General features: G+C 34.4%; 12 protein-coding genes. 5 read left to right on the top strand and 7 right to left on the bottom strand.

The window, feature by feature from the left end:
• Positions 1 to 19: 19 nt before the first annotated feature.
• Positions 20 to 3211 (top strand): Ig-like domain-containing protein, encoded by a 3192-nt coding sequence (locus Q0829_RS23995; RefSeq protein WP_298547738.1) that lies wholly within the window; start codon positions 20 to 22, stop codon positions 3209 to 3211.
• Positions 3212 to 3299: 88 nt separating this feature from the next.
• On the opposite strand, the gene Q0829_RS23990 is transcribed toward Q0829_RS23995, so the two are convergent.
• From Q0829_RS23990 to Q0829_RS23965, 6 genes are all read right to left on the bottom strand, one after another.
• A complete protein-coding gene (locus Q0829_RS23990) occupies positions 3300 to 4685 on the bottom strand; it encodes an alpha-amylase family glycosyl hydrolase (RefSeq protein ID WP_298547736.1) in 1386 nt (461 codons plus the stop codon).
• 24 nt (positions 4686 to 4709) lie between these two features.
• The gene (locus tag Q0829_RS23985) at positions 4710 to 6572 is read right to left on the bottom strand and encodes a glycoside hydrolase family 13 protein (protein WP_298547735.1); all 1863 of its coding nucleotides are present in this window, start codon (positions 6570 to 6572) and stop codon (positions 4710 to 4712) included.
• Between the two features lie 93 nt (positions 6573 to 6665).
• Complete coding sequence (locus Q0829_RS23980) at positions 6666 to 8972, bottom strand: glycoside hydrolase family 65 protein (protein WP_298547733.1); 2307 nt, start codon at positions 8970 to 8972, stop codon at positions 6666 to 6668.
• An 84-nt stretch (positions 8973 to 9056) separates the two neighbouring features.
• Complete coding sequence (gene pgmB, locus Q0829_RS23975) at positions 9057 to 9722, bottom strand: beta-phosphoglucomutase (protein WP_298547732.1); 666 nt, start codon at positions 9720 to 9722, stop codon at positions 9057 to 9059.
• A gap of 6 nt (positions 9723 to 9728) precedes the next feature.
• Positions 9729 to 11084: an MFS transporter gene (locus Q0829_RS23970; protein WP_298547731.1), complete on the bottom strand. Its 1356-nt coding sequence runs from the start codon at positions 11082 to 11084 to the stop codon at positions 9729 to 9731.
• Between the two features lie 132 nt (positions 11085 to 11216).
• Positions 11217 to 12239 (bottom strand): LacI family DNA-binding transcriptional regulator, encoded by a 1023-nt coding sequence (locus Q0829_RS23965; RefSeq protein ID WP_298547729.1) that lies wholly within the window; start codon positions 12237 to 12239, stop codon positions 11217 to 11219.
• A 225-nt stretch (positions 12240 to 12464) separates the two neighbouring features.
• Here Q0829_RS23965 and Q0829_RS23960 point away from each other — a divergent pair, with 225 nt between their 5' ends.
• From Q0829_RS23960 to Q0829_RS23945, 4 genes are all read left to right on the top strand, one after another.
• Complete coding sequence (locus Q0829_RS23960) at positions 12465 to 15404, top strand: SusC/RagA family TonB-linked outer membrane protein (protein WP_298547728.1); 2940 nt, start codon at positions 12465 to 12467, stop codon at positions 15402 to 15404.
• 4 nt (positions 15405 to 15408) lie between these two features.
• Positions 15409 to 17022 carry a RagB/SusD family nutrient uptake outer membrane protein gene (locus tag Q0829_RS23955; RefSeq protein WP_298547727.1) on the top strand — a complete coding sequence of 538 codons (1614 nt, stop codon included), beginning with the start codon at positions 15409 to 15411 and terminating at the stop codon, positions 17020 to 17022.
• A 44-nt stretch (positions 17023 to 17066) separates the two neighbouring features.
• Positions 17067 to 18281, top strand: a complete 1215-nt coding sequence (locus tag Q0829_RS23950) for a SusE domain-containing protein (RefSeq protein WP_298547725.1) — start codon at positions 17067 to 17069, stop codon at positions 18279 to 18281.
• Positions 18282 to 18347: 66 nt separating this feature from the next.
• Complete coding sequence (locus Q0829_RS23945; protein WP_298547723.1) at positions 18348 to 21170, top strand: alpha-amylase family glycosyl hydrolase; 2823 nt, start codon at positions 18348 to 18350, stop codon at positions 21168 to 21170.
• Between the two features lie 146 nt (positions 21171 to 21316).
• Here Q0829_RS23945 and Q0829_RS23940 read toward each other — a convergent pair whose 3' ends face one another.
• Positions 21317 to 22330 carry an acyltransferase gene (locus Q0829_RS23940; RefSeq protein WP_298547722.1) on the bottom strand — a complete coding sequence of 338 codons (1014 nt, stop codon included), beginning with the start codon at positions 22328 to 22330 and terminating at the stop codon, positions 21317 to 21319.
• Positions 22331 to 22335 lie beyond the last annotated feature (5 nt).

Here is a 22335-nt window from a genome sequence, read left to right as displayed (position 1 = left end):
AATTAATTTTATTACTGATATGAAAAAAAAGACCCTCACCATAGCTTTGTTAATGGTAATTTTTATTTCATTCAAGGCTTTTTCTCAAAATCAAAATAATTTAATAGACGCTCCAGGTGATATTGCTTTTGTTGCTTTTCATACAGATAATGGAGGTGCAGATCAAGAAGATGGATTTTCTTTTATTCTATTAGATGATGCTATTGATGGAACTACCATAACATTTATAGATGAAGAATGGGATGGAACTCAATTTTCAAGCCCTGTAAATGAAGGAGATTTAATCTGGACTAATAATACTGGTAGCACCATCGATGCAGGAACGGTAATCAATATTACCGATGCGGATGGAAATATGGAAATGGCGTCCATAGGTATTATTGACGAAATCAATGCTGGATTTGATTTAGCCGCTGCAGAAGATATCGTAGCGGTAACCGGAACAAGAGCGAGTCCTGGTGTTTTTCTTACAGCAATTGATGGAGATAATAGTTTTCCATTTAACAGCACTAATACAGGATTATCAAGTGCTCAGATATTACTGATCCCTGAGCAAGGTATTTATACTGGACCTACTACTTGTAATAGTTCGATCGGTGATTGCTTAATTCAAATATATGACTCAACAAATAATTGGAGTTTTGGAAACTATACTCATCCGGATGATGTAACTGGCAATTTTACCGGAAATGCTTTTTTAGGAGATCTAATATCGCCAACAGTAAGTATTACTCTTTCTGATGTTACTCTTACAGTAGGTGAAACTTCTATCATCACTTTTACATTTAGTGAAGTACCTGTTGGATTTACTGAGGCTGATGTAACTGTACAGAATGGAACTTTAAGCGGCTTTACAATTACAGCTGATACAACAATATATACGGGAGTATTTACTCCTACCCAAAATTTACAGGATGCGACAAACATAATTAGTGTAGGAACGGGATACACCGATGCTGCTGGAAATATGGGAATTGCAGCAAATTCAGATAATTACACTATAGATACTACTCCACCTAATTCAGCCCCGAGTTTTTCTATACCTGTCAGTCCGGATCAAACTGTACTAGAAGATGCAGGAGCGCAAACAGTAAATGGATTTGCATCAAGCATTGATGATGGTGACGGAAATACACAAATCCTTACTTTTAATGTAGCAAATGATAATAATGCACTATTCAGTAGTCAACCTTCTATTGATGAAGCTACTGGAAATCTAACCTATACGCCTGCTGCAAATGCAACTGGTGTAACTACAGTTACAGTTAATCTATCAGATGATGGAGGGACTGCTAATGGAGGAATTGATACTTCGGCAGATCAAACCTTTACCATTACTATAAATGAAGTGAATGATGTTCCGAGCTTTTCTATACCTGTTAGTCCGGATCAAACTGTACTAGAAGATGCAGGAGCGCAAACAGTAAATGGATTTGTATCCGCTATTGATGATGGTGATGGAAATACACAAACCCTTACTTTTAATGTAACAAATGATAATAATGTACTATTCAGTAGTCAACCTTCTATTGATGAAGCTACTGGAAATCTAACCTATACGCCTGCTGCAAATGCAACTGGTGTAACTACAGTTACAGTTAATCTATCAGATGATGGGGGGACTGCCAATGGAGGAATTGATACTTCGGCAGATCAGACGTTTACCATTACTATAAATGAAGTGAATGATGTTCCGAGCTTTTCTATACCTGTCAGTCCGGATCAAACTGTACTAGAAGATGCAGGAGCGCAAACAGTAAATGGATTTGCATCAAGCATTGATGATGGTGATGGAAATACGCAAACCCTTACTTTTAATCTAACAAATGATAATAATGCGCTATTCAGTAGTCAACCTTCTATTGATGAAGCTACTGGAAATCTAACCTATACGCCTGCTGCAAATGCAACTGGTGTAACTACAGTTACAGTTAATCTATCAGATGATGGAGGGACTGCCAATGGAGGAATTGATACTTCGGCAGATCAAACCTTTACCATTACTATAAATGAAGTAAATGATCCTCCGAGTTTTTCTATACCTGTCAGTCCGGATCAAACTATACTAGAAGATGCAGGAGCGCAAACTGTAAATGGATTTGCATCAAGCATTGATGATGGTGATGGAAATACACAAATCCTTACTTTTAATGTAACAAATGATGATAATGCGCTATTCAGTAGTCAACCTTCTATTGATGAAGCTACTGGAAATCTAACCTATACGCCTGCTGCAAATGCATCGGGAAGTACAACGATTACCGTAAATCTATCAGATGATGGTGGAACTGCTAATGGAGGAATTGATACTTCGACAGATCAAACCTTTACCATTACTATAAATGAAGTAAATGATGTTCCTAGTTTTTCTATACCTGTCAGTCCGGATCAAACTATACTAGAAGATGCAGGAGCGCAAACAGTAAATGGATTTGCATCAAGCATTGATGATGGTGATGGAAATACACAAACTCTTACTTTTAATGTAACCAATGATAATAATGTGCTATTCAGTAGTCAACCTTCTATTGATGAAGCTACTGGAAATCTAACCTATACACCTGCTGCAAATGCAACTGGTGTAACTACAGTTACAGTTAATCTATCAGATGATGGTGGAACTACTAATGGAGGAATTGATACTTCGGCAGATCAAACGTTTACTATAACAATTACAAGCGCTAATGATGAACCAACTGTAATCATTACTTCTACAGAAAGTTCTCCTACAGATGCTAATCCTATTCCTATAACTATAACATTTTCTGAAAGTGTTCTAAATTTTGATATAAATGATATCATTATTACAAATGGATCACTAACTAATTTTTCTGGTTCAGACGCTATGTATACTGTTGAAGTTATTCCTACCGCAACAGGAGTAATTACTCTAAATATTGATGCAAATATTGCTACTACTGTATCTGGTGATGGAAATTTACCTGCATTAGAATTTAATATTATTTATGATGAATTACTTAGTACAAATGAATTTGACAATGATACATTCACCATATATCCAAATCCCACAAAGGGCAATGTATATATAAGCATCCCTACAGATAAAGTAACAGTTTTTGATTATAACGGTAAAAAAGTACTTGAGACAACCAAAAACACTTTTAATTTATCAGGATTAGAATCAGGTGTTTATATAATCAATATACAAACTAAAGAGAAACAAACTATTAAGAGAATTATCAAATTTTAACAGCAAATCGTTTGTTATAAAATTTAAAAATAAAGAGGCCACTTTAACAAGTGACCTCTTTAAAATATATCATATAAATGATCTATTATTATTGTTGAATCAAAATCAAATACTGCCAAGCATTTAACTCGTATTCTGTTCCTTTAACACCGTCAATATATTCTCCGGAAAGGTAGTCTTTAAACTTTCCTTCGTAATCTGATGTAAACTTTACTGGCTCTTTCGTCATATTAGCAACAAAAACAACCTTATTACCTTCTTTTTCTCTTTTGAACACCAAAACTTTATCATCTACCGAGGTTTTAATACGACTATAAGACGCAGCATTCTTACCACCGTGTAGGGCAGGATTCTCATTTTTAAGTTTTCCGAGTTTCTCATATAATGGAAAGAACACTCCTTTCTTTTTGATAATAGTATCTTTCTCGAAGAAAAGTAAACGCTTATTCATATCATATTCTTGTCCAGAATAAATCAATGGCATTCCTGGAGCAACATAAGATAATGCCGCAAACATCTCTTTAGAATCCCCCATTCTTTCTTGAACAGTTCCATTCCAAGAATTTTCGTCATGATTAGAAGTAAAATTCATTAAGATATCATCATCTGCATACATAGAATCTACCTGAACCATTCTTTTATCCCAAGCTGCTACGGTATTTTCTCCTTTTGCAATATGATTCATAACGTGATGTGTATCCCATCCATATCCCATATCAAAAGCATTTTCCATTAATTCTGGTTCCCAGCCTTCTGCCAGCATAAACACAGGTTTAATTTTTTTAAGCTCTGTAACTGTGTTATCCCAAAAATCAACTGGCACCATTCCTGCTACATCACAACGGAATCCATCTATTCCTTCTTCTTGTACCCAGTACTTCATTGCTTTAAGCATTTCTGCTCTCATTTCTTTGTTATCATAATTAAGATCCGCTACATCCGTCCAATCAGTTCCTACGGTATGTGTGATTTCTCCTTTATCATCTTTGGTGTAAAATTCTGGATGTTCTTTTAACCAAACGTGATCCCATCCAGTATGATTTGCAACCCAATCTAATACTACATAAATTCCATTTTCGTGAGCCGTTTTTACTAATTCTCTGAAATCTTCTATAGTTCCAAATTCTGGATTTACTTTGGTATAATCTGAAATTGCATAATAGCTCCCTAAAGACCCTTTACTTTTAGTGGTAGATATTGGATATATCGGCATTACCCAAAGAACTTTTACTCCCAAACTCTTCAATGTAGGAATATCTTTAGTAAACGCTTTAAAAGATCCTTCTTCAGAATATTGACGAATATTTGCTTCGTAAATCACAGCATTCTCCATCATAGCTTCATCTACTGGAGATAGTTCTTTACTAATTTCTTCAATAACAGTTTCTACTTTAGCAACCGTTTCTTCTTTTTTTGTCTTTCCGCAGGAAAATACAACACCTGCTAAAGCAAGACAGAAAATTACTTTTTTCATTATTTTATAATTTAGTTTTTTAGTTTATTTTAAGGAAATGATCATTGATGTTCTGGCAGGAACTATCATATTTTCAGTAACATCAATTGTACTATCCGTAATGATATCTTTTCCTACTTTAAAATCCTTTAATCCTTCTTTAAAACGATTAATATCAATATTTTGATCTTCTGAATTATTATTAATAATAACCATTACACTTTCTTTTTCTGTATATCTGAAATACACATATACATTATTAAATGGTATATACTGCAATAGTTTTCCATTATGAATAGCATCACTTTTCTTCCTCCAGTTCAGTACTTTTTTAGTAAATCCATGGAATGCTTCTTCATCTTTGGTTCTTCCGCCAATGTTATCTGAAACTCCTTCTGCTACAAAAGCACTTCTCTTATCATCTGGCCAGCCTCCAGGAAAATCTCTACGAATATCTCCATCGCCTTTTTTATCACGATTTCCTAACATTCCTATTTCATCTCCATAATAGATCTGTGGAATCCCTCTCGTAGTAAATATTAAAGTCATTGCCATTTTATATTTACTGATATCACTTTGGTAAATCTCATTAATCCTATTAGTATCATGATTACCTGCAAACAGCAATATATTATCGATATCTGGATACAAGAAGTCATTTGTGAAATTATCATAAGCTCTAATCATTCCTTTATCCCAAGAGCTACCTTCTTCATTGAACATTACCATTACTGCATCATGTAACGTAAAATCCATTACTGAAGGTAAATGTGAGTTGTAATTGTCGATAGCCCCAATTTTGCTGTCTTTTTGCCAGTACGCCATTTGCGCTTGGTCATGCATCCAAACCTCTCCTACAATGTTAAAATTTGGATATTCATCCATAATGGCTTTTGTCCATTTAGCAATTCCTTCTTTATCATTGTATGAGTATGTATCCACTCTAAAACCATCAAGATCCGCGTATTCTATCCACCAAATTGCATTCTGCGTAATATAATTAAGGAGTAAAGGATTACTTTGGTTCATATCGGGCATTGTTGTATCAAACCATCCATTCATACATCCTTTAGCATCTATAGCTGAAGCATTCGTATCGAATTGTGTTGTCATACGGTAGTTACTTCTTCTGAATCCTTCTGGCCACTGATGTATCCAGTCTTTTGTTGGTAAATCTTTAATCATCCAGTGTTTAGATCCCCAGTGATTAGTTACATAATCCATAATTAGTTTCATATCTAATTTATGCATCTCTGAAGCTAATCTTTTATAATCCTCATTGGTACCATATCTAGGATCTATCTTGTAAAGATCGCTTTGTGCATACGTATGATAAGAATATATCGGTTCGTTATCTTCTAACAATGGTGTGCTCCAAAGTGCCGTTGCTCCTAAATCATTCAGATAATCTAAATGATCAATTACACCTTGAATATCGCCTCCGTGACGTCCTCCAGGATTAGATCGATTAGCTTTTTCTTCGGTATCTTTATGAGAATCATTAGTTGTATCTCCATTAGCGAAACGATCTGGCATAATTAAATACATGACATCGCTACTATCAAATCCTTTTCTATCGGCAGAACCTTCTCTTCTAGCTTTAAACTCATATACTTGTGAAAAGGCCACATTATCTTTTTCTTTAAAGTTAATAACCACTTTTCCAGGCTTAATATCTTTAGTATTAATAGTAACAAAAACATAATTAGGATTCTCTGTCTTAGTAACATCACTAATTACTATACTATCTATTGATATATCGTACTTGGCTATTTCTTTACCATAACACATCAATTGCAATTGATTAGATTGCATGTCAGCCCACCAAAATGGAGGTTCTATTTTATCTATCTGCCCATAGGTTAGCGAAATGAATAACCCAAAAAGCAATGTTAACATACTCTTCATAGATCTAATTTTGATTTGTATAATCTCTATTGAATTAAACACCCCAAAAACTGTTGCTTTTGGGGTGTTTAAGTGTTCCATTTGTAAAATGAATTAAACGGTCATTAAACTATTGGGTGAGATCGTAAATTCTTTACCATCTACATATATCAATAACTCGTGTTCTCCTTCTAAGTTAAAGGTAGTTCCATCCTGGGAAACGTTCACTTTTAATATACTATTTCTAAAGTTTACATTGAATGTATATCCTTTCCATTCTTTAGGGATTTTAGGAGTAAAAGACAATGCATTGTTCTTAACTCTCAAACCTCCAAAACCTTCTACAATACTCATCCAAGTTCCAGCCATACTAGTAATATGAAGACCTTCTTCTACTTCTTTATTATAATCATCAAGATCTAATCTTGATGTTCGTAGATAAAAAGTATATGCTTGATCCATTCTATCTAATGTAGCCGCCTGGATACTATGAACGCAAGGAGAAAGAGATGATTCATGAACTGTAAATGGTTCATAAAAATCAAAATGACGTTCTAATTCCTCTCTGGTAAATTGATCTTCAAACATATAGAAACCTTGTAAGGTATCAGCTTGCTTAATATAAGGAGACCTTAAGATTCTATCCCAGCTCCATTTCTGATTAATAGGGCGTTGAGATTGGTCTAATTTATCTACTGTAATTAATTCTTTATCCAAGAAACCATCTTGCTGAAGATAGACCTGATGTTTTTCTGAGTAAGGGAAATACATCTTTTCTGCAACCTCAAGCATTGCATTAATTTCTTTTTGATCTAGTTTAGTCTTCTCTATAATTCTATCATAATCCGCTTTATACTCTGACCTAACTTTTTCAATATTTTCAACACAATATTCTATACACCATTTTGCTAAATAATTAGTATACCAGTTATTATTGATATTGTTTTCATATTCATTAGGTCCAGTAACACCTAAAATAACGTACTTTTCTTTGTCTGTAGAAAATGTTGCTCTTTGATGCCAAAAACGAGCAATGGCGATCATCACTTCCAATCCCATCTCCGGGATATAGCTATAATCATTAGTATAGCGTAGATAATTATAGATAGCAAATGTCATCGCACCGTTTCGGTGAATTTCTTCGAACGTAATCTCCCATTCATTATGACACTCTTCTCCATTCATAGTTACCATTGGATACAATGCTGCTCCATTAGTAAAACCTAGTTTTTCAGCATTCTCTATAGCTTTCTCTAGGTGGTTATAGCGATATTGTAATAAACTTCTCGCTACATTTTGATTTTTGGTAGCCATATAAAAAGGAATACAATATGCTTCTGTATCCCAATAAGTGCTTCCTCCATATTTCTCTCCTGTAAATCCTTTTGGACCAATATTTAATCTGGCGTCTTTACCTAAATACGTCTGATTTAGCTGAAAAATATTAAAACGAATACCTTGTTGTGCCTTTACATCTCCATCAATAGCTATATCTGCCATTTCCCAAATTTTGGACCAAGCCTTCTTTTGAAGATCTAATAATGCTTCAAAACCAGATTCAGACGCTTGTTTTAATACGGCTGCACTCGCAGATGCTATATCTTCTTGCTTATGATTTAATGAAACGGTATATCCACCAAATTTATGAATTGCAGCGGTTCTTCCTTTTGCTACATCTACTTCATAACTAAGACCTGCATAGGTTTTGTTCGTTTCAACCGTTGGGTAAACATCTTGTAATTTTTCGTCAAGATATAATTGATTGAGCATTCCTGTACATACATGAAATTCTGTCTTCATCGTTTTAGACGATATGTATGCTGAATTACCTTTATGTGACACTTCGTATGTATCCCAGAATTTGTCATCCCAGTTAGTATCCTCATTAGTAATTCCAGAATCTAAATATGGTATAAACTTAACTACTGCATCTTTATTTACTGGAGTTACTTCATACTTAATAGCACCAACTTCATCTAAATCTAAGCTTAAAAACCTTGTTGATTTAACTGTAATTTCGGTATTATTTTGCAAAATTGCATTAAACGAACGCTGATACCAACCTTCTTTCATATTAAGTTCTCTACGAAAACCTGATATTGTTTTGCATTTATGCAAGTTTAATTTTTCTCCATTGATCTCTACATTAATCCCGATCCAATTTGGAGCATTAAGTACTTTGGCAAAATACTCTGGATACCCATTTTTCCACCAACCTACTCTGGTTTTATCAGGATAATATACTCCTGCAATATAACTTCCCTGAAAAGTAGGGCCTGTATATGTCTCTTCAAAATTTGCACGCTGCCCCATCGCACCGTTACCTATACTAAAAAGACTTTCTGAGGACTTAACTCTTTCTACATCAAATCCTTCTTCAATTATAGACCAGTTATCTGGTTTAATATAATCCTGATTCATCGGTTCTCTTTTTTATTTTTAGTTGCTAAGGAGACTTGCCTAAGTATCAAACATTGTATTTACTCAGGCGACTCCTTATTATTCTCAAACTTTTTCGGTTATAACTAATTGGTTAATAAACTCTTCTGTAATTTCTGTAAAATTATTAAATATGTAATCCGCTTCATGTAAAACATTTGCATCTCCAATACCAATACTTATCATATTGGCAATATTAGCAGCTTGAATTCCTGCTACTGAATCTTCAAAAACGACACAATCTTTAGGAGCTACCCCCAGTTTTTGCGCTCCAATTAAAAATACTTCGGGATCCGGTTTTGCTTTTGACACATCCGTACCATCTACAATAGCATGAAATTTCTCTTTTAATAATACCTTATCCAAAATAATCCTTGCATTCTTACTGGCAGAACCCAGTGCTACAGCTTGATCTTTGGTTAAAAGATATTCTAAAACTCTAGGTACGTCCGGAAGAATTTCGGATGTATCCATGGTCTCAATATAATTTAGATATTCTTCATTCTTTTTGGCCATTAAGGTTGTAAATTCTTCTTCTGAAATGGTTTTATTTCCCCATTCTAAAATTTTTTCTAAAGATCGTATTCGGCTAACTCCTTTTAGTTGTTCGTTTTGTTCCTCAGAAAAAGATATACCAAGACCGTTGGCTAAATTTTGCCATGCTAAAAAATGGTATTTAGCTGTGTCTACTATGACACCATCTAGATCAAATATGAATGCTTTTTTTGTCATTCTCTACTAGTTAATTTTGTTTAATAAAGTCTTATCGTCCACATCTTTCACTCTAACAACCAATAAGGCTGCGATTATAAATGAAATACCACTAATCACTAAAGCGTAAATAGGATTACCTCCATAAAAATATTTTACTACAGGTCCACCAATAATGGCATTAATAATTTGTGGAAGCACGATGAAGAAATTAAATATTCCCATATAAACTCCCATTTTCCTTGCTGGTATTGAGCCTGCTAATATAGCATATGGCATTGCCAAAATACTTGCCCAGGCAATTCCAATACCTACCATAGATAGCATTAACCAATCTTCGTTAGGCACTAAGTAAATTGATATAAGTCCCAGTCCACCTATCACTAAAGAAACTGAATGTGTCAATTTTCTCCCTATTTTAAGAGCAATATAAGGGAGAAAGAATGCGAATACAGCAGATACAGCATTATACACTCCAAATAATACACCTACCCAATCACCTGCATTTTGATATGCTTCGCTACTATGATCATCTAGTGGCAATCCATATACATGATGTGCTATCGCTGGTGTAGAAAAAACCCACATACCAAATAATCCAAACCAAGAAAAGAATTGAACACCGCTTAACTGTTTCATAGTTAACGGCATCTTTCTAAAATCCGAAAAAATATTCATTAACGAAGACTTCTCTTCTTCTATAATTTCTTCAGGATCTTCATCAAATTGACTAAGTTCTTCAGGGGAATACTCTTTTGTTGTAAATACAGTTAATAAGATACTACTAACTAAAACAACAGCTCCGATAATAAAGGATAACAGCAAATGTAATGGTACTTCACCTACTTGTGCTTCATTAGATACATTAAACCAATTCGCAAGTACATATGGTAACCAAGAACCAATAACAGCTCCTATTCCAATTAAAATAGTCTGAACACTGAAACCAAGTGTACGCTGATCAGAAGGTAAATTATCTGCAACTAAGGCACGAAATGGTTCCATTGCAACATTAAATGAAGCATCCATTATCATAAGCATTCCTGCTCCTACCCACAACGATGGTAAAAATGCAGTAAACATATCTGCATTAGGCATTAATAAAAGCCCAATAGATGCAAGAATAGCTCCCGTAAGAAAAAATGGCCTTCTACGTCCTAAACGAGTCCAAGTTTTATCACTGTAATATCCTATTATTGGCTGAACTATTAAACCTGTTAACGGAGCAACAATCCAAAACCATGATAATTCATGAACATCCGCTCCAAAAATTTGTAGTATTCGACTAGCATTTGCATTCTGTAAAGCAAATCCCATTTGTATTCCTAAGAAACCGAAACTCATGTTCCATATTTCCCAGAAACTTAGCTTACGCTTGTTCATTAAGTAAATGTTTGATTATTACTTGATAAGCGCGTACACTCATCAAAACTTATTTTAGTAGAAAGTGAAAATATAAGTTCTGATAGGGATCAAATATATTATAATATTTTAAATAAAATAGTTTTTAGTGTGTTATTTTTTTGTGGATTGCCTTTGGATCAAGCTGGTATCTATGATTACCGTTTTATATTCTTCGGGAATATCTTCTTCCCCTTCAAGCTTGTCTATAAGAAGCTTTGCTGCTCTTACACCCATTTCTTCTCCGTGCTGACTGATTGTTGTTAAACTAGGGATAAAATGCTTTGATAATATACCATCTGTAAACCCTACAATAGATACATCATCAGGCACTTTTTTACCTTGTTCATTTAGAACTCTTGCTGCAGTTACTGCAAATAGTTCATTAACAGCAAAAATTGCATCCACATCTTTATCTTCAAGGAAATCTGAAATTTCTGATTCGCAATTATCAATATCTTCTATTTTTAGAATATAGTCTTCACGAGCAGTAATATCATAAGCTCTTAATGCTCTTAAATACCCATTGGTTCTAAGCTTACCCACACTTATGTAATCTACAGTTGTAAGAATAGCTATCTTTTTACATCCTAAAGATAACAAGTGATTAGTGGCTGTCTGAGCACCTTTTCCATCATCAATAATCACCTTATCACACACAAGCTCGTCAATTATCCTGTCAAAAAGTACGACTGGCATCCCTTGACTCATTGTTTCTTCTATATGATGATAATCCTTTTTTTGTTGTGTTTCTTTTGCGACGGATAGAATAAAACCATCAGCGCTTCCGCTGGCTAGCATTTCCAGGTTAATTACTTCTTTATCAAAAGAATTGTTTGAAGAACATATAATTACATTATAGCCTTTTTCATTGGCAACCTTCTCAACACCTCCAATTACCGTAGTAAAAAAATGATGAACAATCTCAGGAATTATGACTCCAATTGTTTTGGTTTTTCTGTTTTTCAGGCTAAGTGCAATGTTGTTAGGCTTATAATTATACAACTTAGCGAAAGCTTTTACCTTTTGTCGAGTATCTAAACTTATCTCTACACTATCTTTTAATGCTTTTGACACTGTTGAGATAGACACATCTAGTTCTTTTGCTATTTGTTTTAACGTAACTTTTTGCTTCATTTCCCTTGAATTTTTATTAAAAGTTAAAATTTGTTGCGAAAATATGCGATATGATCACAATTACCCTTAAAATTTTAACATAATTTTAAAAGTTATCCACACGCAAACGTTTTCGTAAGGTTACGGCTACACCGTAGCTCAAATTTAACATAGATTTTACATACATTGGCTTTCAGAAAGTGAAAATATAAGGCTAAAAACAATTAAAAACTAATTTAAATTTATATGAAAACATTTACTAAAAGCGCATTGTTTTTATTGTGGTTGATACCAATGAGCTTTTTTGCACAGTCATCGGTCAGTGGTACTGTTACTGATGCTGGAAATGGTCAACCGATCCCCGGTGTTAATATCATACTAAAGGGAACAACAAACGGAACTTCTACTGATTTTGATGGAAATTACGTTTTAAACGGAGTAAACAATGGGGATGTCATTGAATTTTCCTATGTAGGCTTTCTTCCTCAGGAATTTACTTATTCCGGAACTGAAAGAATCGATGTTGCGTTACAGGAAGATGCAGCAGAACTAGAGCAGGTAGTAGTCATTGGTTATGGTGCTGCCAGAAAGAAAGATTTAACAGGTTCTGTAAGTACAGTAACTGCTGATGATTTTAACAGTGGTAATATTGTGACTCCAGAAAACCTTTTAAATGGTCGTGTTGCTGGTGTAGTAATCAACACACCAGGAGATCCAGGAGGAAATTCCAACATTCGTATTCGAGGTGGAGGTTCATTAAATGCCTCTAACGATCCACTTATTGTTGTAGATGGTCTCCCTTTAAGTAACGAAAATGCTAAAGGAGCAAGATCTATTCTATCAACAATTAACCCTAATAATATAAAATCTTTTACAGTATTAAAAGATGCATCTGCAACTGCTATTTATGGAAATAGAGCTTCTGCGGGGGTTATTATTATCGAAACAATAAAAGGTAGCAAGGGTTTAAAAGTAGATTATAACTTTCAGAGTGGTTTATTTACCTTACCTAAAACCATAGATGTTTTTTCTGCAGATGAGTATAGAGCTTTGATAGCAGAAAGAAGACCTCAGGATATTGGGTTATTAGGTAATGCTAATACTGATTGGCAAGAAGAAATTTATAAAAGTGTAGTTTCTACAGACAACAATCTATCCATTAGAGGATCATTATTTGATGTTCTTCCTGTTAGATTATCATTGGGTCATTTAAACCAACCAGGTTTAAGGTTAACTAGTGAATTCGAAAGAAGTTCAGCCTCTTTAGTTCTAAACCCTACATTACTTAACGGTAGTTTAAAAATAAACTTAAACGCTAATGCGTCTTGGGAGAAAAACAGATTTGCAGGTGGCCAGGAAGGCGCTGCTATACGTTTTAATCCAACTCAACCTATATATGATCCAACATCTCCTTTTGGAGGTTTCAACGAATACTTCACTGATGACGGTAGTGGTAATATAACTCCTCTTAATGGGACAAGAAATCCAGTTGCCGCGTTATTACAAAGAGAAAACCGTAGTGAAGTTCAGAGAATTTATGGTAATTTCAAAGTAAGCTATGCTTTGCCTTCTTTCCCAGAGCTAACAGGTACTGTTAATGTTGGTTTTGACGAAACAGATAGTGAAGAATTCAATGAATTATCCAGAGAAAGTATCAGTAGTATACGATTAGACGATGGTACGTTTGTAGGATCAAGAGTTGATGAAACACAGTATAGAAAAAACACACTTTTTGATGGTTTTTTAAATTATAAAAAGGATATAGGAAGCATTGGCTTAGATGTAACAGGTGGTTATTCTTATCAAAAATTTGAAGTAGATAGATTTACTACCAATGAACAAAGAGATGATAATGAAAGTACTATCCCTGACTTTACTACAGATCCTAATCTAGTTCTTCTTGCTTTTTTTGGGAGAGCAAATTTCTCTATTAATGAAAAGTATTTGTTTACTCTATCTTATAGAAGAGATGGGACATCAAGGTTTAGCGAAGAAAACAGATGGGGTAATTTCCCGGCAGCAGCATTTGCCTGGAATATTTCTGATGAAAACTTCTTAGCAGATTCCCAAACTCTAAGTAATCTTAAACTACGATTGGGATATGGTGTTACAGGACAGCAAGATATAGGTGGTAGCAAATTATCATTTGCATCAAGTGTAGTAAATGGGCAACCTACATCGCAATATATTATTAATGGTGAATTAGTAACAGTTACAGTACCCACCGGTCTAAATCCTAATTTAACCTGGGAGACTGCAACAACCTACAATGCAGGGATTGATTTTGGTCTTTTTAATGGACGAATTAATGGATCTCTTGATGTATTTAGAAAAGAAACTACCGATCTTTTAGTAGATGCGCCTGTTGCTGATGGTAGTAACTTTACGAATGCCATCGAACAAAATGTAGGAGATTTAATAACAGAAGGGATTGAATTCTCTGTAGACGCAGCAATCATTGACAAAAAAGATTTCTCTTGGAATATCAACTATAATGTTGCTTACCTAGATCAAGAAATAGAAGCTCTAGCGCTCGGTGCAGATATCCTAGTAGGTGGTATTGGCGGTGGAACCGGAGGAACTGCTCAAATACACCGTGAAGGTTTTGCTCCTAATTCATTTTTTGCATTCAAGCAAGTATATGATGCTAATGGTGCTCCTATCGAGGGTGCTTTTGTAGACCTTAATGGAGATAATGTAATCAACAATCTAGATAGATATATTTACAGAAACCCGGTTGCTGATGTTACCATGGGATTCCAATCGAATTTAAATTATAAAGGTTTTGACTTTTCGTTCAATCTAAGAGCTAGTCTAGGTAATTATTTATATAATAATGTAGACTCATCATTAGGTCAGTTTAATCTCTTAGCTGATGGTACGCAGATAGGTAACATCCCAACTTCGGTATTAAATAACAACTTTAATAGTACTTCAGGGAACAACATTGTCTCAGACATATTTATAGAAAATGCTTCGTTTTTAAGAATGGATAACGTAACTTTAGGATATACCTTCAATAAATTTTTAGGAGAAACCTCTTCTTTTAGATTATGGACAGGAGTTCAAAATGTATTTGTAATTACAGAATACAGTGGACTGGATCCTGAAGTATTTGGAGGAATTGACAATACAATCTATCCAAGACCACGAACATTCCTAATGGGTGCTAATGTAAAATTTTAATGCTATGAAAATGAATTTTAAAACAAATTATTTCAAGCATCTTGTATTGATAGCAACTGTTATCTTTATGAATGCTTGTACAGATGATCTGAATCAGACATTGTTAGATGATGATTCTTCTTCAATTGAAGAATTTTATGCGGATCCAGCATCTTATCAGCAAGCTTTAGCTGGTATTTATGGAAACCTAACACTTACTGGTTCTAATGGACCTACATCTTCAAACCTAGATGGTGTTGATGCAGGTACGAGTCAATATGGACGTGGTTTAATGAACCTGAATACGTTTTCTACCGATGAAATCGTTTGGTCATATATTAATGATGAAGCGGGAAATGTTCATGAACTCCAAATACATAGATGGTCAGCGCAAAACACCATTGTAAGAGGATTCTTTAGTAGAGTTATGTTCTCTGTTGCGTTAGTAAATGATTACCTTCGTCAAACTACGGATGCTCAGTTAGATGCAAGAGGAGTAAGTGGCGAATTAAGAACAGAGATAGCTACCTTTAGGGCTGAAGCTCGATTATTAAGAGCACTTGCATACTATCATATGCTAGACACTTTCGGAAAAGCACCATTTATTACAGAAAATGATCCTATTGGTAATTTTGCAGCTCCACAATATGACAATAACCAACTTTTTACATTTATAGAAGATGAACTAACTGAAATCGAACCTAGCTTAGTTGATACAAGACAAAATGTAACTGGAAGAGCTGATAAAGGTTTAGCGTGGATGATCCTTGCTAAAATGTATTTAAACGCTGAGGTATATATTTCTAGCAATCGCTACAGTGATTGTATTACATACTGTGAGAGAATTATTGATGGAGGATACACTTTGGCAGATGATTATAAAAATCTTTTTAGAGGAGATAATGATGCAAATCAAGCTGCTAACGAGATTATATTTTCAATTATTTCTGATGGACAGTTCGTACAAAACTTTGGTCCTACTACAGTAATGACTAATGGTGCAGTAGGAAGTATTGAACAAAATGGTGCAAATCTAGGAGTAGCTGCTGGTGGATGGGGAGGAGCCATAAGAATCTCTCCTCAGTTTGCTAGTAAATTTGACGGTGATGATTTTACTAATGATGTAAGAAATACTATCATTACAGATCGTAGACCTGCAACTATTCTAGATGTAGAAGACAGAGACCAAGGATATGTTTTAGAAAAATACTCTAACGTTACATCTACCGGAGGACCTGGATCAGATATTCAATTTTCGGATGTAGATTTTCCTATGTTTAGATTAGGTGACGTATATCTTATGTACGCAGAAGCTACCCTGAGAGGTGGTGGAGGTAGTGATGCAACTGCATTAGGTTATATTAATGATTTAAGAAGTAGAGCAAATGCTCCAAATATTGCTTCAGGAGATATGACCTTAGATTTCATCATTGATGAAAGAGCAAGAGAACTATATTGGGAACTTCACCGAAGACAAGATCTAAGAAGATTTGGTCTTTATAGTGGAGGTGCTTATAACTGGTCTTTAAAAGGAAATTCACCAAATGGAATTGCTATACCAGCATTTAGAGAATTATATCCTATACCTGCTACGAGTTTATCAGCAAATCCAAATCTTACCCAAAACGAAGGGTACTAATAAATATATTCTAAAAAAATATCATAAAGTAAAATAGTTACAAAATGAAAAAAATATCAATATTATTATTAGCATTTGTTACTGTAATCAGTTTCAATGCTTGTACAGACGATGATCAATTAGTATTCACTGCTCAACCTGATCCAGAAGGAATTAGTTTTATTAATACATTTTCTTCTCAATATGTTTTAACCGATGAAACCGCTGGTAATCTTGCGGAAAGGTTTGTTTGGGAATCTCCTGATTTTGGTGTAGACACACCAGTTACTTATGAGTTACAAGGTTCTATTACTTCAACCTTTGATGCAGTTCAGAATTTAGGGAGTACACAAGAAAACAACCTACCTATAACTGTGTCTAGATTGATTGAGTTCGCTAATTCTGCTGGATTAGATAATGACCCAGAAACGGTTACTACAGATGAAAATGGAGATCCTGTATTAGATGCTGATGGAGAACCAATTCCTAATAATGCTGGAGAGCTTTTTCTAAGACTAAGAGCTACTGTTGGATCTCAAGGAGGAGAAGAAATTCTTTCTGATGTTCAATCTATTGTTGTTTCTCTTCCAGAACCTGTAGTAGAGGAAGTAGAGTTCCCTAAATTATATGTAGTTGGAAGCTTCTTAGAAGCTAGTGGATATGGTCCTAACTGGACTGCTTCTGAAAATGCACCAGCTATTATGGCTAGAGATGAAGAAGACACGCAATATGAAGGTTTTGTATTCTTTAATGATGCAGGCGCTAATTATAAATTCTTACCTACAACTACCAGTTTTGATGGAGATTATGGTGATGCTGGAGCTAGTGGAGGATCTTACACTCAGATTTTAGTTCAAGAAGGAGAAGTAGATTGTGGTTTACCTGCTGGTTCTGTAGCTGGATACTATTTAGTAAAAGCTGACCTTACTGATGCAGATAACATTACATATTCTGTTGAACCTGCAGAATGGGCTATTGTCGGTGCTGCTACTCCACTTGGATGGCCAGCTGGAGGAACTGAAGGTGTTCCTGGAAACGATCACGATCTGACCTATGATGCTACAACACAAGTATGGACAATTATGATTAATTTGACAGCAGGAGAATTTAAGTTTAGAGCAAATGATGATTGGGCATTGAATTTAGGAGGAGATGCTGGAAATGATGGGTCTATGGATTTTAACGGACCTAACTTATCTGTTGATGCTGATGGTATGTATTTGGTTACTCTTGATTTAAGTAATCCAAGAGGATATTCTTATTCCGCAGTGTTACAATAATCAAAAATAAATATGAAAAGGCTGTTATTGGATATAACAGCCTTTTTGTTTTAAATACATAACGTCATGAAAAAATTTACTTTAGTATTTGTGTTCTTTCTAGGACTGATAATGTCAAATGCGCAACAGCAAAATGCCACTTTCACAATTACTCCACCTGCTTTTAACGAAGATGATGAGATTACTATTACAGTATCTGGAGTAGATCTTAGTATTTGGGGAACCACAGATTTATATTTATGGGCTTGGTACTTCGACAGTCCAACGGCCACCGCTGCCATTAATTCTCCTAATAATGGAGATTGGACAGATTCTTCGAATAGTGCACAACCACAAATCTTTACAGATAACGGAAATGGAACATACTCTATCACCTTAACACCAACAACTTTTTATGGTGCTACAGGCATTGATCGAATAGGAATGTTAGCCAAAGCTCAGGATGGTACCGGAGATAATAAAACTCAAGACAATATAGTCGAAGTTGGTATTTTTCAATTAGCTTTGGATGCACCAACAGAATCTGTAAGCATCATTGATAGTGGAAATGATTTAACCATTACTGCTACTGCAAGCTTAAATGCAGACTTCGAACTTTTGGCTAATGGTGTTTCTGTCGATACACAAAACGGAATAACGAACTACACCACCAACTATACGATTACAGAAAGTGTAGACTTCGAACTTGTAGCTACAGAATCAGGAACTTCTAATTCCTTATCCGAAACATTCTCTGCGATTACAACTCCTGTAAACAATGAAGCGCCCGTACCTGCAGGAATGAAAGATGGATTAAATTTAGACGGTACTTCTGCTACGCTAGTACTGTATGCGCCTGGAAAAAACTTTGTTCACGTAAAAGGAAATTTTAACGGAAATGACTGGACTCTTGACAATACTTATTTGTTAAATAAAGATAGTACTCAAGATCGATTCTGGATTACACTAGATAACTTACCAAATAATGCTGATATCTTATATCAATATGTTGTAGACGCATCCATTTCTGTTGCTGACCCCTACTCTACACTGATATTATCTGAATTTAATGATGGGTTTATTGATGCTACTACTTTTCCAAATTTACCAAGCTATCCGGCAGGGAAAACAAATGATGCTGTATCCTGGTTTAAAACAGGCGAAGCGGAATATGTATGGCAAACAACCGATTTCCAGAGACCTGAAGTTACTGATTTAGTAATCTATGAATTATTAATCAGAGATTTTGATGCATTACATTCTTTTGATGCGGTTAAAGCAAGACTTGATTATTTGCAAGACCTAGGAATTAATGCTATCGAGTTTATGCCAGTTTCAGAATTTGATGGAAACAATAGTTGGGGGTATAACCCATCCTTCCATATGGCATTAGATAAATATTATGGTACTCCTACAGCATTTAAACAATTTGTAGATGAATGTCACGCCAGAGGAATCGCAGTAATCTTGGATGTGGTATATAACCATGCTTCCGGGCAAAACCCATATTACAGAATGTGGAATACATCTGGTGGAGGTTACGGTGGGCAAGCAAGTGCCGATAGCCCCTTCTTTAACCAGACTGCAACGCATTCTTTTAGTGTGTTTAATGATTTTGATCATAGTAAACAGGCTACACAAGATTATGTAAAAAGAACTGTTGAGTATTGGATTGAAGAATATAACTTAGATGGTTTTAGATGGGACCTAACCAAAGGATTTACTCAAAACTGTACAGCCTCTGATGATGCTTGTACGAATGCTTTTCAGCAAGACAGAGTTGATATTCTAAAAGAATATGCTGATTATCAATGGGCTGTTAATCCAGATTTTTATGTCATTTTTGAACATTTAGGACGTATTACCGAAGAAAAGGAATGGGCTGATTACCGCGCTAATGAAGGTAAAGGTATATTACTTTGGAACAAACAAACCGATCCTTACAATGAATCTACAATGGGCTACCATGATGGTGGTAAATCCAATTTTTCAGGAGTATCTTATAAAGTAAAAGGTTTTGACGGTCCTTCTGCAATTTCTTATATGGAAAGTCATGATGAAGAGCGATTGATGTATAAAAATGTTCAATTTGGTAATGATACCAGCGCCCCTGCATATGATGTTACAGAATTATCAACTGCTTTAGATAGAGTTGAGCTTGCCGGTGTATTTTATTTCACAGTTCCAGGTCCAAAAATGATTTGGCAATTTGGTGAATTAGGATATGGTTTTAGCATCAACCGATGCGAGGATAGTACTATTGATGAAAGTTGTAGAACCAATCCTAAACCTATTCGTTGGGATTATCTAAATGTTGCTGACAGAACAGATGTCTATGATCTATATACTAAGTTAATTAGATTAAAGTTAAATGATGAAATATTCAAAACCGATAATTTTACCTTATCCGTATCAACTGCAGGTAAGAAAATTCATTTAACCGATGATGCTGCAACTGGAAATGAGCTTAAACATGTAACTATCATTGGTAATTTTGATGTTGATCCGTTAAATATTGATCCAGAATTTCAAGAAACTGGTACTTGGTATGATTTATTAAGTGATACTGGAGAAACAATTGATGTAACAGATGTAAACGCTCTTATCACATTACAGCCAGGTGAGTTTAAGATATTCGGAAATCAAGAATCTGTTACTTTAGGCATCGAAGATGTTATTAACGGCGCTAGTTTTGATGCATATCCTAATCCTGCACAAACAGCTTTTAGTATTAATGAATCGGTACAAAAAGTATCTGTGTATACTATTACAGGAGCATTAGCCAAAAAGTTCGAAGGTGATTTCCAAGCGGGAACAAGTTTCGAAATAGGAGAATTGTCTAGAGGATTGTACTTAGTACAAATCCAAAACGAAAAAGGAACAGCTACTACCAAGTTAAGTTTAAACTAAAAATTAGAACCTAATTGTACTATAAAAAGGGGTGTTTTTTAAAGCACTCCTTTTCCGTTCTCAGTAGTATACTAGAAAAATGACATAAACACTTAAAAAACTACTTGTAAACAAAATGAAATATTTATTTATGAGAAACATAAATACTATATAAGGTCCCTATTCCAACTAATATTTTCTCTAATAATTTTACCTGGAATACCAGCTACTATAGAATTATTAGGAACATTTTTAGTTACAATGGTACCAAGACCGATAATGCTTTCGTCTCCTATAGTAACTCCTTTCAATATCTTAACTTCAGAGCCAATCCAAACATGATTTCCTATGATTACATCTTTGGATGGATTTATTCTAAGGTTTGTAATATTATCAATAATACTATGAGAATCACTTGTTCTAATCGAAATATTATCAGAAAACATACAATCCTCACCTATTTCAATTTTTTTGGATTCTGTTGCTGAAAAATTAGCATATTCAATAGTAGTTTGAGAACCAATAATTATTTCAGAATTTGAACCTTCCAAATTAAAGTTTCCTTTAACCCTAGAATTATTACCTATTTCAAGATAATTATCATTTCCTCTAAAAACTAATCTAGACATTAGCAATTCCGCTTCTTTCTTAATAACTATAGTATTATTATTTCCGATAACATCAATAGAGCAATTTGTATATTTTCCTTCACACCTTATATTATTATTAAAGCCTATAACGCGATTATTTTCCATATCAATATTTCCTATATTATTATCCGAAAAACTAAGCTTTTCGATAAATTCAAGGTTATCATCAAGTATCATTACCAAACCCAACCATTTAGCCTCTAACTCTTTTTTGTTTAGACTAATAATTTCACCTCTTTCTTTCTTCAACTGAAAAAAATCTCCTTTCCTTTTTAAATGAACCAATATTAGTGGATCACTCTGTCCTTGAATGAACGCTATAAAACTTTTATTTAATTTAAAAACTTCATTAAAAGAAATTCTAAAAACATGATTTTCAACATCATTTTTAATTAATACATCATTATAGGAAAAAATTGAAGGAAAATCCGGATGAGAAATCAAATCTTGTTTAACCTGATCAAAATCTATACTTACCCTCTTAAACTCTAAAAAATCAATAAAGACAGTGATATCCTTTTGTACATTCATGCTCT

This window comes from uncultured Aquimarina sp., assembly GCF_947492405.1.
Taxonomy (GTDB): domain Bacteria; phylum Bacteroidota; class Bacteroidia; order Flavobacteriales; family Flavobacteriaceae; genus Aquimarina.
Note: the sequence above shows the minus strand (reverse complement) of the source record. Positions and strands in the feature narration are given on the sequence as shown.